General features: G+C 60.1%; 16 protein-coding genes and 1 pseudogene. 4 read left to right on the forward strand and 13 right to left on the reverse strand.

All coding sequences use genetic code 11. The features are described 5' to 3' along the window. Positions 1-60 precede the first annotated feature (60 nt). On the forward strand, positions 61-690 hold the full coding sequence (locus ACA074_RS28195) for a LysE family translocator (RefSeq protein ID WP_497678194.1): 630 nt from the start codon (positions 61-63) through the stop codon (positions 688-690). Here the strand turns inward: ACA074_RS28195 and ACA074_RS28200 are convergent. The 6 genes from ACA074_RS28200 to ACA074_RS28225 all read right to left on the reverse strand — a co-directional run bounded on the left by ACA074_RS28200 (position 687) and on the right by ACA074_RS28225 (position 9,051). Further along, on the reverse strand, positions 687-2,825 hold the full coding sequence (locus ACA074_RS28200) for a hypothetical protein (RefSeq protein ID WP_497678195.1): 2,139 nt from the start codon (positions 2,823-2,825) through the stop codon (positions 687-689). The two genes, ACA074_RS28195 and ACA074_RS28200, sit on opposite strands and share 4 nt — an antisense overlap. Then, positions 2,812-3,996 carry a DUF3142 domain-containing protein gene (locus tag ACA074_RS28205; RefSeq protein ID WP_497678196.1) on the reverse strand — a complete coding sequence of 395 codons (1,185 nt, stop codon included), beginning with the start codon at positions 3,994-3,996 and terminating at the stop codon, positions 2,812-2,814. Before ACA074_RS28205 ends, ACA074_RS28200 begins: the two co-directional genes overlap by 14 nt. A 111-nt stretch (positions 3,997-4,107) precedes the next feature. Beyond that, positions 4,108-5,262 (reverse strand): acyltransferase family protein, encoded by a 1,155-nt coding sequence (locus tag ACA074_RS28210; protein ID WP_489880170.1) that lies wholly within the window; start codon positions 5,260-5,262, stop codon positions 4,108-4,110. Continuing rightward, the gene (locus ACA074_RS28215; RefSeq protein WP_489880169.1) at positions 5,259-6,176 is read right to left on the reverse strand and encodes a class I SAM-dependent methyltransferase; all 918 of its coding nucleotides are present in this window, start codon (positions 6,174-6,176) and stop codon (positions 5,259-5,261) included. Before ACA074_RS28215 ends, ACA074_RS28210 begins: the two co-directional genes overlap by 4 nt. Beyond that, positions 6,173-7,477 carry a glycosyltransferase gene (locus ACA074_RS28220; protein ID WP_497615725.1) on the reverse strand — a complete coding sequence of 435 codons (1,305 nt, stop codon included), beginning with the start codon at positions 7,475-7,477 and terminating at the stop codon, positions 6,173-6,175. Before ACA074_RS28220 ends, ACA074_RS28215 begins: the two co-directional genes overlap by 4 nt. Further along, on the reverse strand, positions 7,471-9,051 hold the full coding sequence (locus ACA074_RS28225) for a glycosyltransferase family 4 protein (protein ID WP_497678197.1): 1,581 nt from the start codon (positions 9,049-9,051) through the stop codon (positions 7,471-7,473). Before ACA074_RS28225 ends, ACA074_RS28220 begins: the two co-directional genes overlap by 7 nt. Positions 9,052-9,649: 598 nt before the next feature. On the opposite strand from ACA074_RS28225, the pseudogene ACA074_RS28230 reads away from it, so the two are divergent. The 3 genes and pseudogenes from ACA074_RS28230 to ACA074_RS28240 all read left to right on the forward strand — a co-directional run. Beyond that, positions 9,650-9,844 (forward strand): annotated as a pseudogene (locus tag ACA074_RS28230) (ABC transporter ATP-binding protein); the annotation flags it as partial. After that, positions 9,841-11,208 (forward strand): glycosyltransferase family 4 protein, encoded by a 1,368-nt coding sequence (locus ACA074_RS28235; RefSeq protein WP_497678198.1) that lies wholly within the window; start codon positions 9,841-9,843, stop codon positions 11,206-11,208. The pseudogene ACA074_RS28230 and the gene ACA074_RS28235, both read left to right, overlap by 4 nt. Beyond that, positions 11,199-11,594 (forward strand): glycosyltransferase, encoded by a 396-nt coding sequence (locus tag ACA074_RS28240; protein WP_497678199.1) that lies wholly within the window; start codon positions 11,199-11,201, stop codon positions 11,592-11,594. Before ACA074_RS28235 ends, ACA074_RS28240 begins: the two co-directional genes overlap by 10 nt. Before the next feature lie 24 nt (positions 11,595-11,618). On the opposite strand, the gene ACA074_RS28245 is transcribed toward ACA074_RS28240, so the two are convergent. From ACA074_RS28245 to ACA074_RS28275, 7 genes are all read right to left on the reverse strand, one after another. After that, positions 11,619-13,649, reverse strand: a complete 2,031-nt coding sequence (locus ACA074_RS28245) for a pyridoxamine 5'-phosphate oxidase family protein (RefSeq protein ID WP_497678200.1) — start codon at positions 13,647-13,649, stop codon at positions 11,619-11,621. Between the two features lie 44 nt (positions 13,650-13,693). Beyond that, a complete protein-coding gene (locus ACA074_RS28250) occupies positions 13,694-14,320 on the reverse strand; it encodes a glutathione S-transferase family protein (protein WP_497678201.1) in 627 nt (208 codons plus the stop codon). 104 nt (positions 14,321-14,424) lie between these two features. Then, entirely contained in the window at positions 14,425-15,351 is a 927-nt protein-coding gene (locus ACA074_RS28255) for a LysR family transcriptional regulator (protein WP_497678202.1), read from the reverse strand. Positions 15,352-15,425: 74 nt separating this feature from the next. Beyond that, positions 15,426-17,258 carry a glutamine--fructose-6-phosphate transaminase (isomerizing) gene (gene glmS / locus ACA074_RS28260; protein ID WP_401266783.1) on the reverse strand — a complete coding sequence of 611 codons (1,833 nt, stop codon included), beginning with the start codon at positions 17,256-17,258 and terminating at the stop codon, positions 15,426-15,428. Positions 17,259-17,260: 2 nt separating this feature from the next. Next, positions 17,261-18,037 (reverse strand): DeoR/GlpR family DNA-binding transcription regulator, encoded by a 777-nt coding sequence (locus tag ACA074_RS28265; RefSeq protein ID WP_064116539.1) that lies wholly within the window; start codon positions 18,035-18,037, stop codon positions 17,261-17,263. 163 nt (positions 18,038-18,200) lie between these two features. Beyond that, entirely contained in the window at positions 18,201-19,568 is a 1,368-nt protein-coding gene (glmU, locus tag ACA074_RS28270) for a bifunctional UDP-N-acetylglucosamine diphosphorylase/glucosamine-1-phosphate N-acetyltransferase GlmU (protein WP_401266785.1), read from the reverse strand. Positions 19,569-19,685: 117 nt separating this feature from the next. After that, the gene (locus ACA074_RS28275) at positions 19,686-20,111 is read right to left on the reverse strand and encodes a F0F1 ATP synthase subunit epsilon (RefSeq protein ID WP_016772407.1); all 426 of its coding nucleotides are present in this window, start codon (positions 20,109-20,111) and stop codon (positions 19,686-19,688) included. Positions 20,112-20,138 lie beyond the last annotated feature (27 nt).

Genomic DNA, 20,138 nt, shown 5'->3' on the forward strand with positions numbered 1-20,138 from the left:
CCTGCCCCACCCTCCGCCCCTAGACTGACGTCACCGAATCGACAACGAAAGGAGTGTGACGTGGCGAGTCTATGGCTGTTTTTCCTGGCATTGGCGGTGGTGTTTCTGTTGCCCGGGCCGGACATGATTCTGCTGCTGCAAACTGGCGCCCGACAGGGTCGCGGTGCGGCGCTGGCCACCGTAATAGGCTTGGCGATTGCCCGCGCATGTCACGTGGTATTGGCAGCGTTGGGGCTGGCGGCGCTGTTCAAGGCTGCGCCGTGGACGTTCGAAGTGGTGCGCCTCGCCGGGGCGGCGTATCTGCTGTGGATCGGCATTCAATGCCTGCGCAGCACGCTGGTGCCCAACCTGGATGCAGGGGATGCTACCGAGGCACGCGGGCAATGGCGCGAAGCAATCCGCCGTGGCTTGCTGACCAATCTGCTCAACCCCAAAGCGTTGCTGTTCTGCTCGGTGCTGCTGCCGCAATTCATCGTCACCGACGGCGCACCGGTGCTGAGCCAGTTCGCCCTGCTCGGCCTGTTGCTGGTCGGCATAGGCCTGCTTTTCGACAGCATCTACGCCCTGACCGGTGCCGCGCTGGGCCGTTGGCTGCAACACAGTCCAACGGCGCAACGGGTTCAACAATGGCTGTTCGGCAGCCTGTTGATCGGCTTCGCCGTGCGCCTGACGTTCATCCAGCAGGCTTAACCCTTGCGAGCCTTGCGCTGGCGACGAGTGATCAGCAACAACGCCGCGCCGACCGCCAGCACAATCGCGCCGATCTGCACCGGCCACTTGTACGGTCGCAGGCCCGCGCGGACAGCGTCGGTGACTTGGGTGACGTAGCGCTTGTCGGCGTTTTCGAAATCCGGGTACGGGCACTGATTGCCGAAATCCACTGCCCACGGCACGTAAGCGCCTTCCTTCACGTAACGCTGATACAACGCGCTCTGATCTTCCAGGCTGCTGTTCCAACCAGCGGCGGAACAGAGCACGGCGGCAAACGCCTGACTCGTGTGCGGCAGGTTGTCGGCGGCGCGATTGGCCAGCGCGGTGGCAACAAAGCGATAGTGATAACGCTGATCGGGCTGCGCTTCACTGGCCTTTTGGCGTTGAACCTCGGCTTCGGATACCAACGGACCGATTTTCAGCTCGGCGGTTTCCAGGCTGTAATTGCCGCCGAACGTGGCGTAATCCGGGGCCATCTCGTAACCGAGGATATCCATGCCCCACTCACGGGCCGTCCACGCCGCGTTGTACAGCGCACTGGCACGCTTGGTTGGCCACCAGGCGGAATCGGCTTTCAGTCTTTGCTCGCCGTAGAGGCGGGCCTTGTTCTGCAGATCGGCATTGTCGAAATAGCCGACGGCCTCTGCGTAATGCCCTTCGCGCAGCAAACGCCGGCCCAGCAGATTGCGCAGGCTGGCGGCGACGGGCAGCGGCACGTAATTGTCACGCTGCTCTTGGGTCAGCGCCGGCGGTGCCGGCACGTTGGCGTCGACATACTGCTTGAGTTCGTCGACGGTCAGCACGCGTTCCGCGACCGTCGCGGCATCGAACCAATAAATGCTGTTGCTGCGATACAGCTGGACGAAGGCTTGCAGGTACTCACCGCGTTGCAACGCCAGAATCGCGCTTTCGCCCTCTACCCGGCATTTCGGCTGGACCGTTTCCAGTGCCCAGTCCGGCGTGCGTCGATAGCCCCAGTCTTCGTTTTGCGGGAAGGCCTGCGCGGCTTTCGCATAGGCGGCTGCCGCCGCATTCTTGTCACCGTCGCGCACTGCCAGTTTCGCTCGCAGCCACCACGCGAGACCACCGTCGCCAGCGTGTTTGAGGAAGGCTTTGGCGCTGGCGTAGTCGCCCTGCTGATAATTCACCGCTGCCAATCGATCGGCGTTGTCGAAGGTGCCACGGGTACTGTTTTGCAGAAGCTTGACCAGTTTCTTTTCGTTCGGCGGTTCATCGCCAAACGACCAGCCGAGGCGGCTGAGCAACGATGCGGTAACCAGTTTCTGCACACCTTCGTGTTGCATCAGCTTGGCCAATTCCGGCTCGGGCATGTCGGCCAACTCGTTCGCCAGTTGTTTCAGCGAGGTGTAGCCAACCGGTGAACCGTGCACGCTCTGCGCTGCATAAAGATTGATCGCATCGTCCCAGCCACCGGCCATACGCGACGCTCGCGCCTCTTCCCCGAGGCTGGCGACACCCAGTCCCAACGGATCGCTGAAACCGTCGATGCTCAGTTGCCGGGTCTGGCGAAACGCCGAGATCGCCTGCTCCAGCGGATCGAGCATGTCGTCAGCCTCGGCGCTCATGGCGAACAGCGCGCGCCCCTCGGAATACGCTGCCCACGTACTGCGCAACGGGCGCTGATCCGCCGGTAGCGCCAGCAGTTGGCGGAAATAATCGACCGCCAGTTGATGCTCGCCGACATTGAAGGCCACCGCTCCCGCCACATACAGACGGATTTCCGCCGGCAGACTGCTGCCCTGTGTATAAGCGTCGCGGGCATCGGTAAGCCCGCGCAGACGCGTAACCAGTGCTTGCTGTTCATCGGTCAGGCCGGCGGCTTCAGCCTTGTTGCGCTCCTCGGCAGGTTCCGCCGGCTCGGCGTAAATAGCGTTCGCATTGTCGGCGGCAGGTGCGGGGTTTTTCAGCCCGGCGATCGCTTTGCCCAAGCGGCTGACTTCGAAGTTGAAGTTGCCTTCGGGCAGATCGGCCAGCGTCTGCCCTCGATTGTCGAGCAGGCGCATCGGGAAGTCCGGGCCGCAGGCCAGCGCCGAGCCCAGCGGCAGACAGAGGCTCAGGCAGAGCAGATGGCGGGGCCAGTTACGGGTCAACATGCGAACCTCCTTGATCAATAAATGCACAGCGCGCCCAACCGATGGCGCGCTGCCCGTTCGCCGGCAAGCGACCGTTGCGAAGGCGGGTGAAGGTAAGCAGATCCGGGCTCTGTTGCAATGAATAACCGGCGAGCGCGTCGGCGCCTTCGCAGTCGCTGGCCTTCACGGTGATACGTGCGGGCCAGGCGCTGTCGAGGTTGCCGGGATTGTCGAGTCGGAGGTCGTAGAGGCCGCTGTGTTCACTGACGCTGAGGGCGAGTTGGCTGTGCAACTCATCGCCCCGCGCCACCGCGCGTAACGTGGTCAGGCTCCAGGCGCGGCGGTCATTGACCAGCGGTAAGCGAAACCAGATCAACCCGGCCAGATGCTTTGGCGGATTTTCACGCAGCGCTTTGCCGAGTTGGCTCAGTTGCACTGGATCGGCGAGCAGTTCTCGGCGCTGACCGCCACGCTCCAGCGGCACCTCACTTTCCACCACAGGCGCGCCGTCGACATCCGGCAACAGCGCCACACCGTAGGCGGGCAACGCCAGATAAAACGGTTTGCGGGTGATTTCCCCCCAGGCCTCGGCCCAGCGCCGCGCCTGCTCAGCGTCGAACAAGCCGCGTCGCGGGTCGCTGACGGCATGCACTTGCAGCACGCTGCTGTCGACTGTCGCCAGCAAGTTCGGCAATTGCGCACTGTCGAGCCAGGCCGGCAGCGCGGTAATGCTCAGAGGCAACGATTGCGGGAGTGCCGAGCGTAGATGTGTGAGAAATTCTGCATAGGCCGGCAGCCGCGCATTGCCGGCATCGTGGTCGATTTCCACGCCACTCAGGATCAGGCCCAGCGCCTGCCAGTCATTGATGAGCAGAAGGATCTGCGCCGTGACCTGCTGCTGATCCAGCGCCTTGAGTTGGCCATCAAGGCGAATCACCGCAATCAGCGGGCGGCCATCGCTTTTCAGCAACTGCGGGTCGATACGCGCGCGGCTCCACCCGGCATTCGGGAACGCCTGCAACGCGAGCACCCGCAAGGTGGAAAAATCACTGCGGCTATCGCGCAACGCCGCCTCATGGGCCGACGTCCACTGGCGTTGCCAGACGTAGAGTTGCTGATCGAGTGGCGGTGAATCATGCCGTTCACAACCCGAGAGCAAGACCCCAAAAAACAGCCCCACAATAAACCGCATACCTTCCAGATCCCGGACACCACAAGAGTGCAAGGTTACACAAAACCCTGCAGGAGCGGGCTTGCGGGCGTCGAGCGGGGTATCACCCGCGCTTGCAGGGGACCAAAAGACTCAACATGAAGAAGCTTCAGTGGACGGAACAGGCCTGCGGGACGGGCCGAGGCGTTTCACCAGTGCCACGCCGCGATTGCGCATAGGCATTTCGATGAAGCGGTAATTCAATTCGCTGAGAAATACGATCAGACCGAATGCAAACAGCAAGGTAACGATCGGGTGTCCCGCCGGGCTCGGCAGGCCTGCACCCTGCAAACGGAAAATCACTTCGCGCACCAGGAAATACACCGGAACGTGGATCAGGTAGATGCCGTAGGAACGACTGCCCACCCACGCCATCAACCGCTGCCAGCGTCCGGCGGGCAACAGATAGTTACCGTCGTAAGACGCGATCCACACCAGCACTGCACTGAGTACGGCAATGGCGCCGATGCGATAGTGGGTGGGGGAAAAACGGTCGGTGGCCAGGTAACTCATCAGCAACCCGACGACTATCAGCGCTGAAATCCCGGCCCACGGACTCCTGAGAAACGTCGGCTGCCACCGTCGATAGCTCGGTTGCACACTCCACATCGCCAACAGCACGCCAAGGGCCAGCGCGTCCGTCCTGACGACCATCAGCAGCGGCGTACGGATCATGAAGAGTTGCACCGCAACCAGCGCCAGCAACACCCACACCAGATGCCTGCGACAGACCAGAATCAGCAGCGGAAACAGCAGGTAAAATTGCTCCTCCAGCGCCAGACTCCAGTAGACGAAACTGCTGCCGTACTCGTAATGAAAAAAAGCGTCGGCAAAGCGGAAGTTGGCGTACTGCAACACCCCCGCGAGCGTGGCCTGAAGGTTGGCCTGTAGTGTGCCGAATGCCCCGGAGCGGTTAAAAACCACGCACATCAGCAGCACCAGTGCCAGCCACAACCAGGCCGATGGCAGCAGGCGAAAAGCTCGTCGCAACCAGAAATTACGCGTTTGCTCCCAGTACTCCTGACGGTTGCTGCAACCGCGCAGCGCGGGGATCAGACTGCGGGCAATGACGAATCCGGAAATGGCAAAAAAAAGATCCACCCCCCACCAAGGCTGCGCCCAGGCATGAATGGATTCGAGCAGCGGCACGGGATCGCTGAACAGATTGCCGGATAGATGATGAAACAGCACCCCAAGCACGGCTATGGCACGCAGCACTTCGATGTCCATGATTCGTTTACTGCTCATGACGCATTCCCGGCATCCAGTGGTTTACGGGCAATGATCACCTGGCTCTTGGGCATGAATTGGTCAAGCGCCTGTTTGATTGCAAGCCCGTCGGGCCGGTCCAGCATCTCTTCCCAGGTTCTGGCCCACCCGCCCATCAAATGGGGGAACGGCGCATGAATGCGATCGCGCACCGCACCGCCAGGATCTTTACCGGCAACCTTTTCGCTGGCCCAGAAGAAAATCATGCCCATCACCCAGAAAAACCCGGTGGCTTGTCGATGTTCGATGACCAGTCCGGCATCCTCGACCATGGCAGCGAAGCGCTCCGGGGAAAAGATCTGCACATGATTGGGCGTCTGGTAATAACTCGGCGGGGCGATGCCTTTCTGCAAATGCTCGCCAACCGGCGCCGGTACACTGAGCAGGTACAACGCACCGGGACGTCCCATACGCGCCAGTTCGGCCATAAACGATTCGGGCTCGTCTACGTGCTCCAAAACCTCCATGCACACCACTTTGCTCGCGCAGCCATCCGCCAATGGCAATGGCAAGGTGTTACTGACCAGCCCCAGATTCGGCCTGGTGCTCTGAGCTTCGACCTGGCGAGCCAGGTCGCGCACTTTGTCGTGTTCGCTGTCGGTAAAGATCACCGAAGCGCCCTGGCGTACAGCAAACAACGTCGCCGCACCCTCGCCGCAACCTACGTCGAGCAGGGTGTCGTCAGGCGTTATGGCAAAACCCTTGAGCAATTCGCCACTGTCATTGAGAAACCAGCCATCCAGTACTGCATCACGTAATCCCACATCACGCGGCGACCAGGTGAACAAGGGTTCCGGTTCAGGCGTCGCCTCAACCAGCGGCTCGGCGACAGGCTCAACAGCCAGCGGCGGTTGCGGTTCGGCAAAAAAACGCTGGAGCAATCGACGAATCATGCTCCAGTCACCTCCATGGCAAGTTCGGCGCGACGCTCGAACAATTGCGCAAAGAATGCCTGCAACCGCTGCTCGGCCACGGCCTGACTGCAAAACCCTTGCAGGCTGCTCACGGCTTGCGCCGACATCTGCGCATAACGCTGCGGATCGTTTTTAGCCACCTCGTAGCTGGCGCGATAAGCCGCGCAAATCGTGGCCCAATTGGTCGCGTAGCGCAGGGTCCGGTAAGCCGAGCGCGGATCGTGTGGCCAGGCCGTGAACTCCTCGGTTGACTCGATCAGGAACGCGTTATCGGCGTTCAGATAATCAATCATCGCCGTCGTGCAAGGGGCCACCGCCGGTTTACCGCAAGACATGAACTCCATCAGCGGCAGGCACTGGCCTTCGCCATAGGACGTGTTGACGACGTAACGGGTCGCCTGCACCAGACGTTCGTAATCCGCGTCGGCCAGATAGCCATAGACCAACACGATGCGGCAGCGATAAGGCTGATTTTTGTACAGGTGATGAAGGATGTCGGTGAGCGCTTCTTGTGCATCGTGGTGGGTGAGCTTGAGCACCAGCGTCACGTCATCGGTCTCACGGAACGTCGCGCAGAAGGCACTGATCATGTCCTCCCAGTTCTTGCGTCCGTCACGGGGGTTGAACACCGAGGTGTACACCACGCCTTCGAGCAATAACGTCTGCTCGGTGACAGGCGCCCGGAAATCGATTCCCGGGCCACGCCGCCGATTTACCGGGCCGAAGGCATTCAGATCGACCCGGCGGCTGTCGACCACCAAACCTTTGATCTTCAATCGTACTGAATCGACCACAGGTTGCCCCTGCAACTGAACGCCGCGCGCCGCGAATCGATCCCAGACCGGGGCGGGTACGGCGACAATCGGGTAATCGACGTCCGTCGCTTCGCGCACGGCGTTGACGGTATAGCTGGAATGGGTGATCGCCGCCCCGCAGGCATTGAGTACCGTGCGCCAGTCGTTTAGCGGATCACCGTTAAACGGCTCGTTGGGGATGGTGCTGAACTCCCAAGCAAATACCGGCAACGTCGGGCAGGCCAGATGCACCGGCGTGCGGTGCGGTGGCGAGAACGATAGAAACACACAGGCCTCGCCACGGGATTGGCAGTCGGCGTACAACGCATCGACTTCAGTGTTCGGGTCAGTGACCTCGATCACCCGCCCGAGGCGCTCCAGCACCGGCCGATACTCCTTGAGGACGAAGTAATAGCTGTACTCCGAACGCCCCAGGTTGCGGGTAATTGTGTGCTGGTTGGTTTCCGAATGGATGATGATCAGCATGAGGCGTTATCCGTAACCGGGGCAATGTTGCTCGCCTGTGACTGTGGCCCGAAGAAATCCGCAACACGCTTTTGCAGTGCCGGCATCGCGCTGTAATCGCGCATGCGTTCGGCTGCCGCCAGCGACATGCGCTGATAATCCTGAGGCTGTGTCTTGGCCATTCGGTAGCTGTTTTCGTAGGCCTTTTTCAATGAGCCCCAGTCCGGTCGATGACGCTGTGCGCGAAAGAGCATTCGCGGGTCATGTGGCCAAGTGCACACCTCTAAGCTGGAGCCGACCACAAACGCCACGGAATCGTCGATGTAATCTTGCATCGCCGTATGATCGGGAGCGATCACCGGTTTGCCGCACGCCATGAACTCCATCAGTGGCAGGCACAGCCCTTCACAATGCGAAGCGTTGACGTAAAAACTCGTAGCCTGGTAAAGCCGCGCATATTCAGCATCATCCAGATAGCCCTGAATCATCACTACCCGACAGGAAAAGGGTGCCAGTTGCGCCAGTGGTGTCATCAAGTGCGCATAGACGGCCGCCAGATCGCTCTGGGTGAATTTCATCACCAGTGTGGCGTCTGGCGTGTCACGAAACGCCGCGCAAAAAGCGCTCAGGATCTGTAGCCAGTTCTTGCGCCCGTCTGAGGGGCGGAATACCGACACGTAGACCACACCGTCGACGTGGGTTTCGACCTGCAACGATGTGTCCGGCATATCCCGCGGTGGCGGTTGAACGGCCACAGGTAAAGGGATAGGGCCGGCGATATTCGGCAGGCGGTTACCCAGCCATTCATGCACGGAGTCCGAGAGCAGATCGCGAATCCCTTCCCAGTACCAGTTCTGCACAAACCTGACCCGAGGCACCGGCGGCGTCTGCTCGTGGCCCAGATTCAGTACCCACAGGCGCAGGAAATGCCGGGCAATCACAAAGCGCCGCTTCAAGGTCAGCGGCGGAGGTCGCGAGGCCTCCAGTTGAGCCTCGATTTCGGCCTGCTCCTCCGGGGTGAGCGGCTCCGGTAGCAGATTATCCGGGTGCAGGTTCATCAGGCGGGAATCAAAGATGCAACCTTTGACGGTCAATGTCGCGCCGGCATTGACCGGTGCGCTGACATGCCGATCGCGAATCGTTGCAAAGCTTTCCCACAGGGGCGCCGGCAGCACCAGCACCGGGAAGTCGTCGCCCATAGCGCGATGGATCGCCCGGGCCGCGTGGCTGGACAGCGTGATCACTCGCCCGTGCCTGGCCAGCATGCGCGTCCAGTCCTGCCGCGGATCGTTGTCCCACTGTTCGTCGGGGATCGAGTCGTACTCCCACGCGACAACGCAAACTGTCGGGCACTCAAGATCGATCGGGGTGTTCTGCGGCCGCGTGAACGAGAGGAAGACACTCTCCTGGCCTGCGGCGAGCAACTGTCGGTAGACCGGATCAACGTCTGCAACCGTATCCACCACGTGGACTCGCCCGAGCGTTTCGAGCAGCGGGCGATAGGCCTTCAGGACAAAGTAGTAACTGGAATCGGGATGCCCCAGATTCTGACTGATGGAACTGTCGTTGATGTCCGAGTAAAGAATGAAATTCATGGCATTCCACGATGAAACTGCCATCCCGGCAGCCTCACACTATGACGGCCGCGCGTCGAACCGGATTGATATCCGTCCTTCGTCTTCAGTCCCGTCTTGTTCTTGTTTTAGTAGTCAGTTTCAACTCTTTGCACGACGGCCCCGACGAAGCCGGGTAATCGCGACAAGGCGCATTCTAAACACATCCGCAGAGGGTTCGTGAACCGCCCGGCGAGAAAAATCGGACTACGCTGACGAGAACTGACCAGTCACGGTATGGCCTGTTGAAATTGCTGCGCAATTGGCACAGATTGGTAACAAACAACTACAACAAAGACTTCGCCTGTCGTCCTGCCGGTTTTTTCTATCGGTCTGACAGACTTACCCTCAAAGCCTGTGGGAAAGCGGCGCAAGTTCAAAACCAAGGGGTCGATGTTTGAAAAAGCGTCTGTTCGTCACGGATACGAGTAGATTCGGGGGACAACCTATTCGGTCGCGTCTGGCATCGTCGGATTCGTCTCGGGAACTGCTGCCTGTCCCCTCGCCCTACGAACTCATCAATCCGCATAGCCTCACCAAATGGTGGCCACCACAGCCTGATACAGTCATCCATTTGGCCGGGTATACCTTCGCGACCCTGAGCCTGTCGAGGCTGGACTCGCACCTGGATCGAAACTACGAGTGGCGTGATCTCGCTTTGGTGTTTCATGTCATCAACAATCGACGCGAAGATTTCGTCGGGTGTTCATGGCTCAACGCGCAGACCACGGTCAGCCGTTATTCCGAAGTCAGCCATGTCGAGCGTACACCATGACCCGCTTGCTGGTGGAATGTACCCACGTGTTCAAACACCCGACGGTCAACTCGGGCATTCAGCGCGTGGTACGCAACGTCATCAAGCAACTTCCCGCCAGCGTCGACGGCGTCGAGTGCATACCGGTAGTGATGCTCTATGGTCAGCTCTATCGTGTGCTGCAACTGACGCCGCTCGATACACCATTGCTCAACAGGCTTGAGAACTTCGGTGAGCGTCTGGAGCGCCTGGCCTATCGCTTCTGCCAATGGCACCAGCGACGTGACGCACAGTGCATTTCGAAACTGGCACAACAGCTTTTGTATGTCGGCTATCGACTGACAACCTTTGGCGCGTTCGGCATACCGCTGCGCCTGATTCGACGGATCAATCGCAGGCAACTGCTCAAACGTTGTTCACCGCTGCAACACCGACCAGGCGATCAACTGGTGTTGCTGGATTCGTCATGGCATTCGGATTTTTTCGCCCATGTTGAGCGGCTCAAACGCGACGGCGTTGGCGTGACTGCGGTGATCTACGACCTGATCCCACTGACTCATCCACAGTTTTACGACACACGTCCGGCTGAGGTTTTCAGCGAGTGGTTCGACTGGATCACCCGCACAGCCGATGGCTACATGGCTATTTCCGCCACAGTGCGCAATCAGGTGCGCGCAGAATTGCAGCGGCGTATCGGCGCCGAGCAGACGGAAAAGCGCTGGTTCGAGTTCTTCCACCTCGGCTCCGAACTGGACCTGCGCAGCACCGACGCGACAGTCGAACCGCGCCTCCAGGCTTTGTTCAACACACCTGAACCGGTGTTCCTGATGGTCAGCACCATCGAGCCGCGCAAGAACCATGCGTACCTGCTCAATGCCTTCGAACGCGCCTGGGCCGCCGGTTCAAACGTACGGCTGTGCATCGCCGGACACGTCGGCTGGAAATGTGACAGCCTGCTCGCCCGTGTGCGCAATCACGCAGAACTGAACCAGCGCCTGTTCATGTTCAACGACCTCAACGACACCAGCCTCGAATTCGCCTATGCGCAGTCCAGTGCGCTGGTATTTCCATCTTTCGTTGAAGGCTTCGGCCTGCCACTGGTGGAAGCCATGCAGCGTGGCTTGCCGGCGATGGGCAGCGATATCGCGGTGTTCCGCGAAATCGGCGGCGAGTTCATGGCGTACTTCGATCTGCAGAACCCGCAAAGCCTTGCCGATCTGGTCACCACCTTTGAGCGCAGCGGCCAGTTCCCCGCCGCTCGCGAGGTCGCCGACTGGCAGTGGATCGACTGGCGGCAAGCCAGTCTGCAACTGGCCGAACGCAGTGTGCGCAATGTTCTGAAAGCGCCGGTGGCGCCAGCGAGGCAACATGCGCATTGCCCTTAACGCAGGGAGTTCTTCATTTTTTCACGACGTACCTGCCGGGTTCGGTCGGCGACATCGGACAAGTGGTCTATCAGTTGTGCGAAAGCGGCGCCAACCACGGCATCGACGGCCAGGTGCTGCTGCCGATGAACCGCTTCCTCGCCAGCGCTGACCGCATTGTCGCGGCCTCGCCGAACTACCTGCACAGCAGCGACGTGTTGCAGCAGCTCCAGGACAAGACCCGAGTGATTCCCTACGATTTGCGAGAAAACCCGCTGCGCTCAGCAGAGATGGGGGTGAAAGCGGAGGCTCGCTATCGGCAGTTATTCACAGCCGATGAAATGGGCCGCAAGTGGACAGAGCTCTATCAGGAATTGCTCGAAGAAAAATCGCTGTCCTACGCCTGATCCCTATCAGACACGGGATCAGGTTTAAAGATCCAGCACCAGCGGCTGCTCACTCTGCGCCGGCACCGCACAGCAAATCAGCACATGTCCCGCCTCCGGCACCTCGGCGGGTACCTGTGGATAATTCACCGCGCCACTGACCAGCCGCGTCTTGCAGGTGCCGCACGAACCACCGCGGCAACTGAACTCCGGACGCAATCCGCGACTTTCCGCCAGCTCCAGCAAACTGCCGCCGTCCGGTTGCCAGCGGGCTTCCTTGGCTGAACGTTCGAATACCACCGGCACCGATTGGGTGGCGGCCGGTGGTTGCTCAATGACGATCGCGTCCGCATCGGCACGCCGCTTGAGCGTCGAAGGGCCGAAGGTTTCGGCGTGAATCTGCGCGTCGCGCACATCCAACTCGCGCAAACTGTCGTACAGGCCTTGGGTGAAGGCGCCGGGGCCACACAGAACAAAGTCGATCTGATCGTAATCCTCGACCTCCAGCAGATTTCTCAGCACCGCGTCATCAATGCGCCCATGCAGGTCAAAATCCTCGCCCTCGTGCGCATCCGCTTCCGGCTGACTGAGCAAACGCAGGACCCGCACCGCATCACCAGCACTTTCCAGCAGGCGATCCAGTTCCTTGCGAAACGGCTGATCGGCCAGGCTGCGCGAACTCTGCAGCAACCACGTCGGACGAATCCTGCGCGTGCGCAACCCCTGATAAATCACCTCACGCAGCATCGACAGTATCGGCGTGATACCGACCCCGGCCGCCAACAACACCAGCGGCCGGCGCTCCAGCGGCGCCACGGTGAAATGCCCTTGCGGTGCCCGCGCCTCCAGCACATCACCCACCTGGATCTGCTCATGCAGATGGTTCGACACGCGCCCCTCGCGCTTCACACTGATGCGATAGAAACCATCCGATGGCGCACTCGACAGGCTGTAAGTGCGGATGTGTACTTCGCCGTCGAGGGTAAACCGCAGTGGCAGATGCTGGCCCGCGAGAAACACCGGCAAACCGGCGCCATCGTCCGGCTCCAGGTAAATCGAGCGGATGTGGCGGCTCTCCATTTCAATCTTCGCCACCCGCAACGGCCGCCACTGGTTGCCCAAAGCCTGCGCCTGCAAACGGGCGTCGGCCTCGGCCCAGTTGCCGGTCAACAGACTGGTGGGCGACATGCCGTCGAAGCGCCAGCGCAAAGCCAGCGCCGCCGGACGCCGCACCAGTTTCTCCACCTCAAATGTCCACAGCCGCTCCGCACCTTGAAACGCCTCGATCTGCGGCCCTTCCAGAATGATTTCGGTGCGCCCGCTGAGCTGCAACAGATCGCCTGTGGAAAAGTCGATGAACAGCAGGCCGGCCTTGGGGTTGACCAGCAAATTGCCGAGGGTGTTGAAGTGCAGGTTGCCGGCAAAGTCGGGGATGGTCAGGCGATTGCCTTCCACCCGCACAAAACCGGCCTGACCGCCTCGGTGAGAAACGTCCACAGCACGCTGGCCGTCGGCGTCCAGATAACTGGCGACAAAGAACGTGTCGGCGCCTTCGATCAGGGTAATGGCCGCGTCATCAAGCGCATCGGAATGCTGAGCAGGCCGGGTCTGCGGATCGCTCAGCGGGACGCGCTGGAATTGACGCAGCTGGATGTATTGCGGGCAGTTGCCGAACGCTTGATCGACGCTCACCTCGAAACCGTCGGTGCCGAGATGATCGACATGGCCATTAAGGCGATTGCGCCGACGGGTGTGCAGTTTGATGCCGAGCAATCCGATAGGCTCGCCGTTACGCAACTGCGCCGGATCATCGGCAGCAGGCAGACTTGCGAAGTGCAGATGCTCAGGATCGGGCGAATGGGCAAACCCCGGCGCGCCTTCGAGCACACTGGCCCAAGGACGACCATCAACATCGACCGCGCCGTACACCATGAAAGGCAGTTGCTGATAGAACTCACGGTGCTGATCCGGCATCCAGGTGCGAATCACCTTACGCCCGAATGCCTCCATGCGTTCGGCAACACCGACATGCGCCTGCAACTGTTGCTCGCCAGCGTGCCACGGTGAACGTTCCATCACGACCTCCCCCTGCGCCGTCGGCACAGTGTGAATTGCGAGCATCAGACTGAAGTTTGCAGACCGGCGACGGTGCGCGGCATCGCGACAAAACCGCGCAGCGCTTCGATTCGAGCCAGCCAGGCGCGCACATTGCCGTAGTCATCCAGCGACACATTGCCTTCCGGCGCGTGGGCGATATAACTGTAGGCCGAAACGTCGGCGATGGTCGGCTCGCTGCCCGCCAGATAGGGCGTATTGCCCAACTCGACGTCCATCACCTTGAGCAGGTTGTGTGCACGGGAGATCACCTCTTCAGCATTGAATTTCGCGCCGAACACCGTGATCAACCGCGCCGCCGCCGGGCCAAAAGCGATCGGACCGGCCGCTGCCGACAACCAGCGCTGTACCCGTGCGGCACCCACCGGATCGCTTGGCAACCAACGACCTTCACCGTACTTTTGCGCCAGATAGACCAGAATCGCGTTGGAATCAGCCAGCACCACGCCATTGTCATCAATGGCCGGCACCTGACCGAAACTGTTGATGGCGAGATAGGCCGGTTGTTTGTGCTCACCTTTGGCCAGATCAACAAAGATCAGCTCGGTCGGCAGTTGCAACAGGGACAACATCAGCTCTACCCGGTGGGCATGGCCGGAACGGGGAAAGTTGTAGAGTTTGATCGCTTGCATGGTCGACTCCGCTGGATGATCGCACTGCCCGAGGGTGGCAGCGCCGATGGAAGCCATCTTCCACCTATCTTCGAAGCAACAGAATCACCAGCATTCGCAATCGATTATTTCTTCTCGTGCAATAACGCTGTGTTTTTCAGCGCCGGATGCTCACGCAGAGCGTTCACGGTGAAATCAACAAAACTGCGCACCCGCGCCGGCGCCTTGCGCCCGCCCTGATACACCACATGGATCGGCAGCGGTGGCAGTTCGAATTCCGCGAGGACGATTTCCAGTTCGCCGGCCGCGACCTTGCTCGCCACTTGATAGGACAACACTCGAGTCAGCCCCAGCCCCAGACACGCAGCCGTGATCGCGGCCTGATTGGCGGTGACCACCAAGCGCGGCTCGGGACGCACGATCAGCGGTTCACCTTGTTCCAGAAACGGCCAGTTCCGCATCTGGCCGGTGGCCGAAGTCGCCACCACGGACAAACCGGCCAACGCCTGAGGATGGTTGGGCCGGCCGTGCTCTGCCAAGTATTGCGGCGAACCACAGACCACTCGCCGGACTTCACCCACGCGAATCGCATGCTGATTGCTGTCCGCGAGCTCGCCGATACGCACGGCTACATCGATGCCCTCTTCAACCATGCTGACGACCCGGTCAACCAACACGGCGTTGATCGAAACATCCGGATACTGCGCCAGATAACCCGCCATCACCGGGGTAACGAACAACTCGCCGAACAACACCGGCGCCGTCACCGTCAATTGCCCACGGGGCTGGGCGTGACTGCCCGCCGCGGAATCCTCGGCTTCCTGCACCTCGGCGAGAATTCGTCGACAGTCCTCCAGATAACGCTGCCCCGATTCGCTCAGATGCACACTGCGGGTGGTACGGATCAGCAACTGCGTACCGATCCGCTGCTCCAGCGCTGCTACCGCGCGGGTGACACTGGCGGCCGACAGGCCGAGGCGCCGCGCGGCTGCGGAAAAACCCTGGTCCTGGGCGACGGCGGCGAATACCTGCATTTCCTGGAAGCGATCCATGGATACCTCGAATCAGATACAAAAATCGCAGCCGAAGCTGCGATTTTTTTGGGCCGAATTTAGCTGTGGATAACTTATTCCACCGTCACCGACTTCGCCAGGTTACGCGGCTGATCAACGTCCGTACCCTTGAGCACAGCAACGTAGTACGACAGCAGTTGCAGCGGAATGGTGTAGAGGATCGGCGAGAGGATGTTGTGGATATGCGGCATTTGCACGACGTGGGTGCCTTCGCCGTTGGTCATCCCGGCTTTTTCGTCAGCGAACACGATCAGTTCGCCGCCACGGGCGCGGACTTCCTGCAGGTTGGACTTGAGCTTCTCCAACAGTTCGTTGTTCGGCGCCACAGTGACTACTGGCATGTCGTTATCCACAAGCGCCAGCGGGCCGTGTTTCAACTCGCCCGCCGGGTAGGCTTCGGCGTGGATGTAGGAGATTTCCTTGAGTTTCAAGGCACCTTCCATCGCCACCGGGAATTGTGCGCCGCGACCGAGGAACAGGGTGTGGTTCTTCTCGGCGAACAGTTCGGCGACTTTTTCCACAGTACTGTCCATCGCCAGCGCTTCGCCCAGACGTGTCGGCAGGCGACGTAGCTCTTCCACCAGCGTGGCCTCAACGCCATTTGCCAGACTGCCACGTACTTGGCCCAACGACAGCGTCAGCAACAACAGACCCACCAGTTGCGTGGTGAAGGCCTTGGTTGAAGCCACGCCGATTTCGCGACCGGCCTGGGTCAGCAGGGTCAGATCGGATTCGCGCACCAGCGAACTGATGCCAACGTTGCAGATCGCCAGGCTGGCGAGGAAGCCCAGCTCTTTAGCGTTGCGCAACGCGGCCAGGGTGTCGGCGGTTTCGCCAGACTGGGAGATGGTGACGAAGAGGGTGTCCGGCTGCACCACTACTTTACGGTAGCGGAATTCGCTGGCGACTTCGACCTGGCAAGGGATGCCGGCCAGTTCTTCAAGCCAGTAACGCGCAACCATGCCGGCGTGGTAACTGGTGCCACAGGCGACGATCTGCACGTTGCGTACTTTGGCGAACAGCTCGGCGGCTTGCGGACCGAAGGCTTGCACCAAGACTTGATCGTTGCTCAGACGACCTTCAAGGGTGCGCTGCACCACCGCCGGCTGCTCGTGGATTTCCTTGAGCATGTAGTGGCGGAATTCGCCTTTGTCGGCGGCTTCAGCACCGTCGCTGTATTGCACAGTCTGGCGCTCTACGGCGTTGCCGTTCACGTCCCAGATCTGCACGTTATCGCGGCGAATTTCGGCGATATCGCCTTCTTCCAGATACATGAAGCGGTCTGTGACCTGACGCAGAGCCAGTTGATCGGAAGCGAGGAAGTTCTCACCCAGACCCAGACCGATCACCAGCGGACTGCCGCTGCGGGCGGCGACCAGGCGATCAGGTTGCTTGGCATTGATCACCGCCAGACCGTATGCACCGTGCAGTTCTTTGACGGTGGCTTTGAGGGCGACGCTGAGGTCAGGCTGCGCCTTGAGTTTTTCGCTGAGCAGGTGGGCGATGACTTCGGTATCGGTGTCCGAAGTGAATACGTAGCCCAAGGCTTTCAGTTGCTCACGCAGGGCTTCATGGTTTTCGATGATGCCGTTGTGCACCACCGCGATGTCGCCGGAGAAATGCGGGTGCGCGTTGCGCTCGCACGGGGCGCCGTGGGTTGCCCAACGGGTGTGGGCAATACCGAGACGGCCAACCAACGGATGCTCGGCCAATGCCGCTTCCAACTCGCTGACCTTGCCCGGACGGCGCATGCGCTCAAGGGTTTCGTCGTTGGTGTACACCGCCACACCGGCGCTGTCATAGCCGCGGTATTCAAGGCGCTTGAGGCCTTCGAGCAGGATGGCGGTGATATTACGTTCAGCAACTGCGCCGACAATTCCACACATGCTTATTTCTCCTGACTGACAGCCGCGCAAATCACGGTGATACCGCGGGCCTGAATCTGATCGCGTGCATCAATGGGCAGGCGATCATCGGTAATGAGGGTATGGACGCTGCTCCATGGCAGTTCCAGGTTGGGAATCTTGCGGCCGATCTTGTCGGCTTCGACCATCACGATCACTTCCCGCGCCACTTCAGCCATCACCCGGCTCAGGCCAAGCAATTCGTTGAACGTGGTGGTACCGCGCACCAGATCGATCCCATCGGCGCCGATAAACAATTGGTCGAAGTCGTAGGAGCGTAGTACCTGCTCTGCAACCTGGCCCTGGAAGGATTCCGAATGCGGGTCCCAGGTGCCGCCGGTCATCAGCAGCACGGGCTCGTGTTCGAGTTCGCTCAAGGCATTGGCCACGTGCAGGGAGTTGGTCATGACCACCAGACCCGGCTGCTGGCCGAGTTCGGGAATCATGGCAGCGGTGGTGCTGCCGCTGTCGATGATGATGCGCGCGTGTTCGCGGATACGTTTCACCGCTGCGCGGGCGATGGCCTGTTTGTACTTGGAAACGCTTTGCGCAGTCTCCGCGACCAGTTCCTGAGGCATGGTGATCGCCCCGCCGTAGCGGCGCAGCAACAGACCATGGCTCTCAAGCGCGGCGAGATCCTTGCGAATCGTAACTTCGGAGGTTTCGAATCGCTTTGCCAGCTCATCCACACTGACTTCGCCCTGCTCGTTGAGCAAGGCGAGAATGTTGTGGCGGCGTTGCGGTGTGTTGCGTTTCGACATAGCGACGGCTTAAGTTTCGATTCGAAAGATAACGGAAGCAATCAAAACCTATCGGCTATGAATCGTCAACCCGGAAGACAAAAAAAATCGCAGCCACCGGTCAGCTCCGTTGAAGAGCTGCCGAATGCTGCGATCTATTGATCTTTAAACGGCTGTGGATAACTCAGCCCTTCTTGATCTTCTCAGGCCGCTTCCAGCCATCAATATTCTTCTGCCGTGCGCGACCGACGGCCAACTGTGCGTTATCCACATTCTGGGTGATGGTCGAACCGGCCGCGGTGGTCGCACCGTTGGAGATATCCACAGGTGCTACCAACGAGTTGTTTGAACCAATGAAGACATCCTCGCCCAGCACGGTTTTCCACTTATTGGCGCCATCGTAGTTGCAGGTGATGGTGCCAGCGCCAATGTTGGTGCGCGCACCGATTTCGGCGTCACCCAAGTAAGTCAGGTGTCCGGCCTTGGCGCCTTCGCCCATGTGGGCGTTTTTAAGCTCAACAAAGTTACCCACATGGGCACGGGCATCCAGCACAGTACCCGGACGCAGGCGAGCAAACGGACCGGCATCACTGCCCTCACCCAGAATCGCGCCTTCGATGTGAGAATTCGCCTTGATCACCACGCCTTTGCGCAGGGTACTGTCCTTGATCACACAGTTAGGGCCAATGATCACGTCGTCTTCAATGACCACATTGCCTTCGAGGATCACGTTGATATCGATCAGCACGTCGCGACCAACGGTGACTTCGCCGCGCACGTCGAAGCGCGCCGGGTCACGCAGAGTGACGCCTTGTGCCATCAGGCGACGACCGGCGCGCAATTGGTAATGACGCTCCAGTTCGGCCAGTTGCTTGCGGTCGTTGGCACCCTGCACTTCCATCGGATCGTGCGGTTGCTCGGTGGCTACCACCAGACCGTCACTGACCGCCATTTCGATGACGTCGGTAAGGTAGTACTCGCCCTGTGCGTTGTTGTTCGACAGGCGGCTCATCCAGTCGGCCAGACGATTGGCCGGTACCGCGAGAATGCCGGTGTTGCCTTCGGTGATCGCGCGTTGCGCTTCGCTGGCATCTTTATGCTCAACGATTGCAGCGACCTTGCCCTCAGCGTCTCGGACGATGCGGCCGTAGCCCGTTGGATCGTCCAGTTCGACAGTCAGCAAACCCATCTGCCCTGGCACAACGTGTTTGAGCAGGCGTTGCAGGGTTTCGACTTCGATCAGCGGCACGTCACCGTAAAGAATCAGCACGGTGTCGGCAGTAATGAACGGCACGGCCTGAGCAGTGGCGTGACCCGTGCCCAATTGTTTGTCCTGCAGCACGAAATTCAAATCGTCAGCCGCCAGACGTTCACGCACCACATCGGCACCGTGACCAATAACTACGTGAATACGCAGTGGATCAAGCTGGCGGGCGCTGTGGATAACATGACCCAGCATGGAATCGCCGGCAATCGGATGTAGCACTTTCGGCAATGCTGAGCGCATACGAGTGCCTTGACCGGCCGCGAGGATAACGATTTCGAGAGACATGACTGGCTACCAATCCTGGGTGGTCAGCAACTGCGACCGGGTTGTTAAAATCGGAAAAGAAAAAAGGGTAGCCGAGGCTACCCTTTTTTATCAATCACACAACAAGTGGCTGACGGATTAACCGCCAAACTTCTTGCGGATCTGCTGGACGGTGCGCAGCTGAGCTGCAGCCTCGGCCAGACGTGTGGCAGCGGCGCCGTAATCGAAGTCCGCGCCTTTTTCGTTCAGGGCATTCTCGGCAGCCTTGAGAGCTGCTTGAGCCTGAGCTTCATCCAGGTCGGCAGCACGTTGCACGGTGTCGGCAAGAACCTTGACCATGTTCGGCTGAACCTCGAGGAAACCGCCGGAGATGTAGAACACCTCGGCTTCCCCGCCTTGCTTGATCAGGCGGATAGGACCCGGCTTGAGATTAGTGATCAGCGGCGCGTGACCCAGAGCGATACCAAGATCACCCAGTGCACCGTGCGCAATCACCATCTCGACCAGGCCGGAAAAGATTTCCCCTTCCGCGCTGACGATATCGCAATGGACTGTCATAGCCATCTGATTGCCTCAACCTAAATTAGCGCC

This window comes from Pseudomonas sp. LBUM1655 (assembly GCF_059716085.1).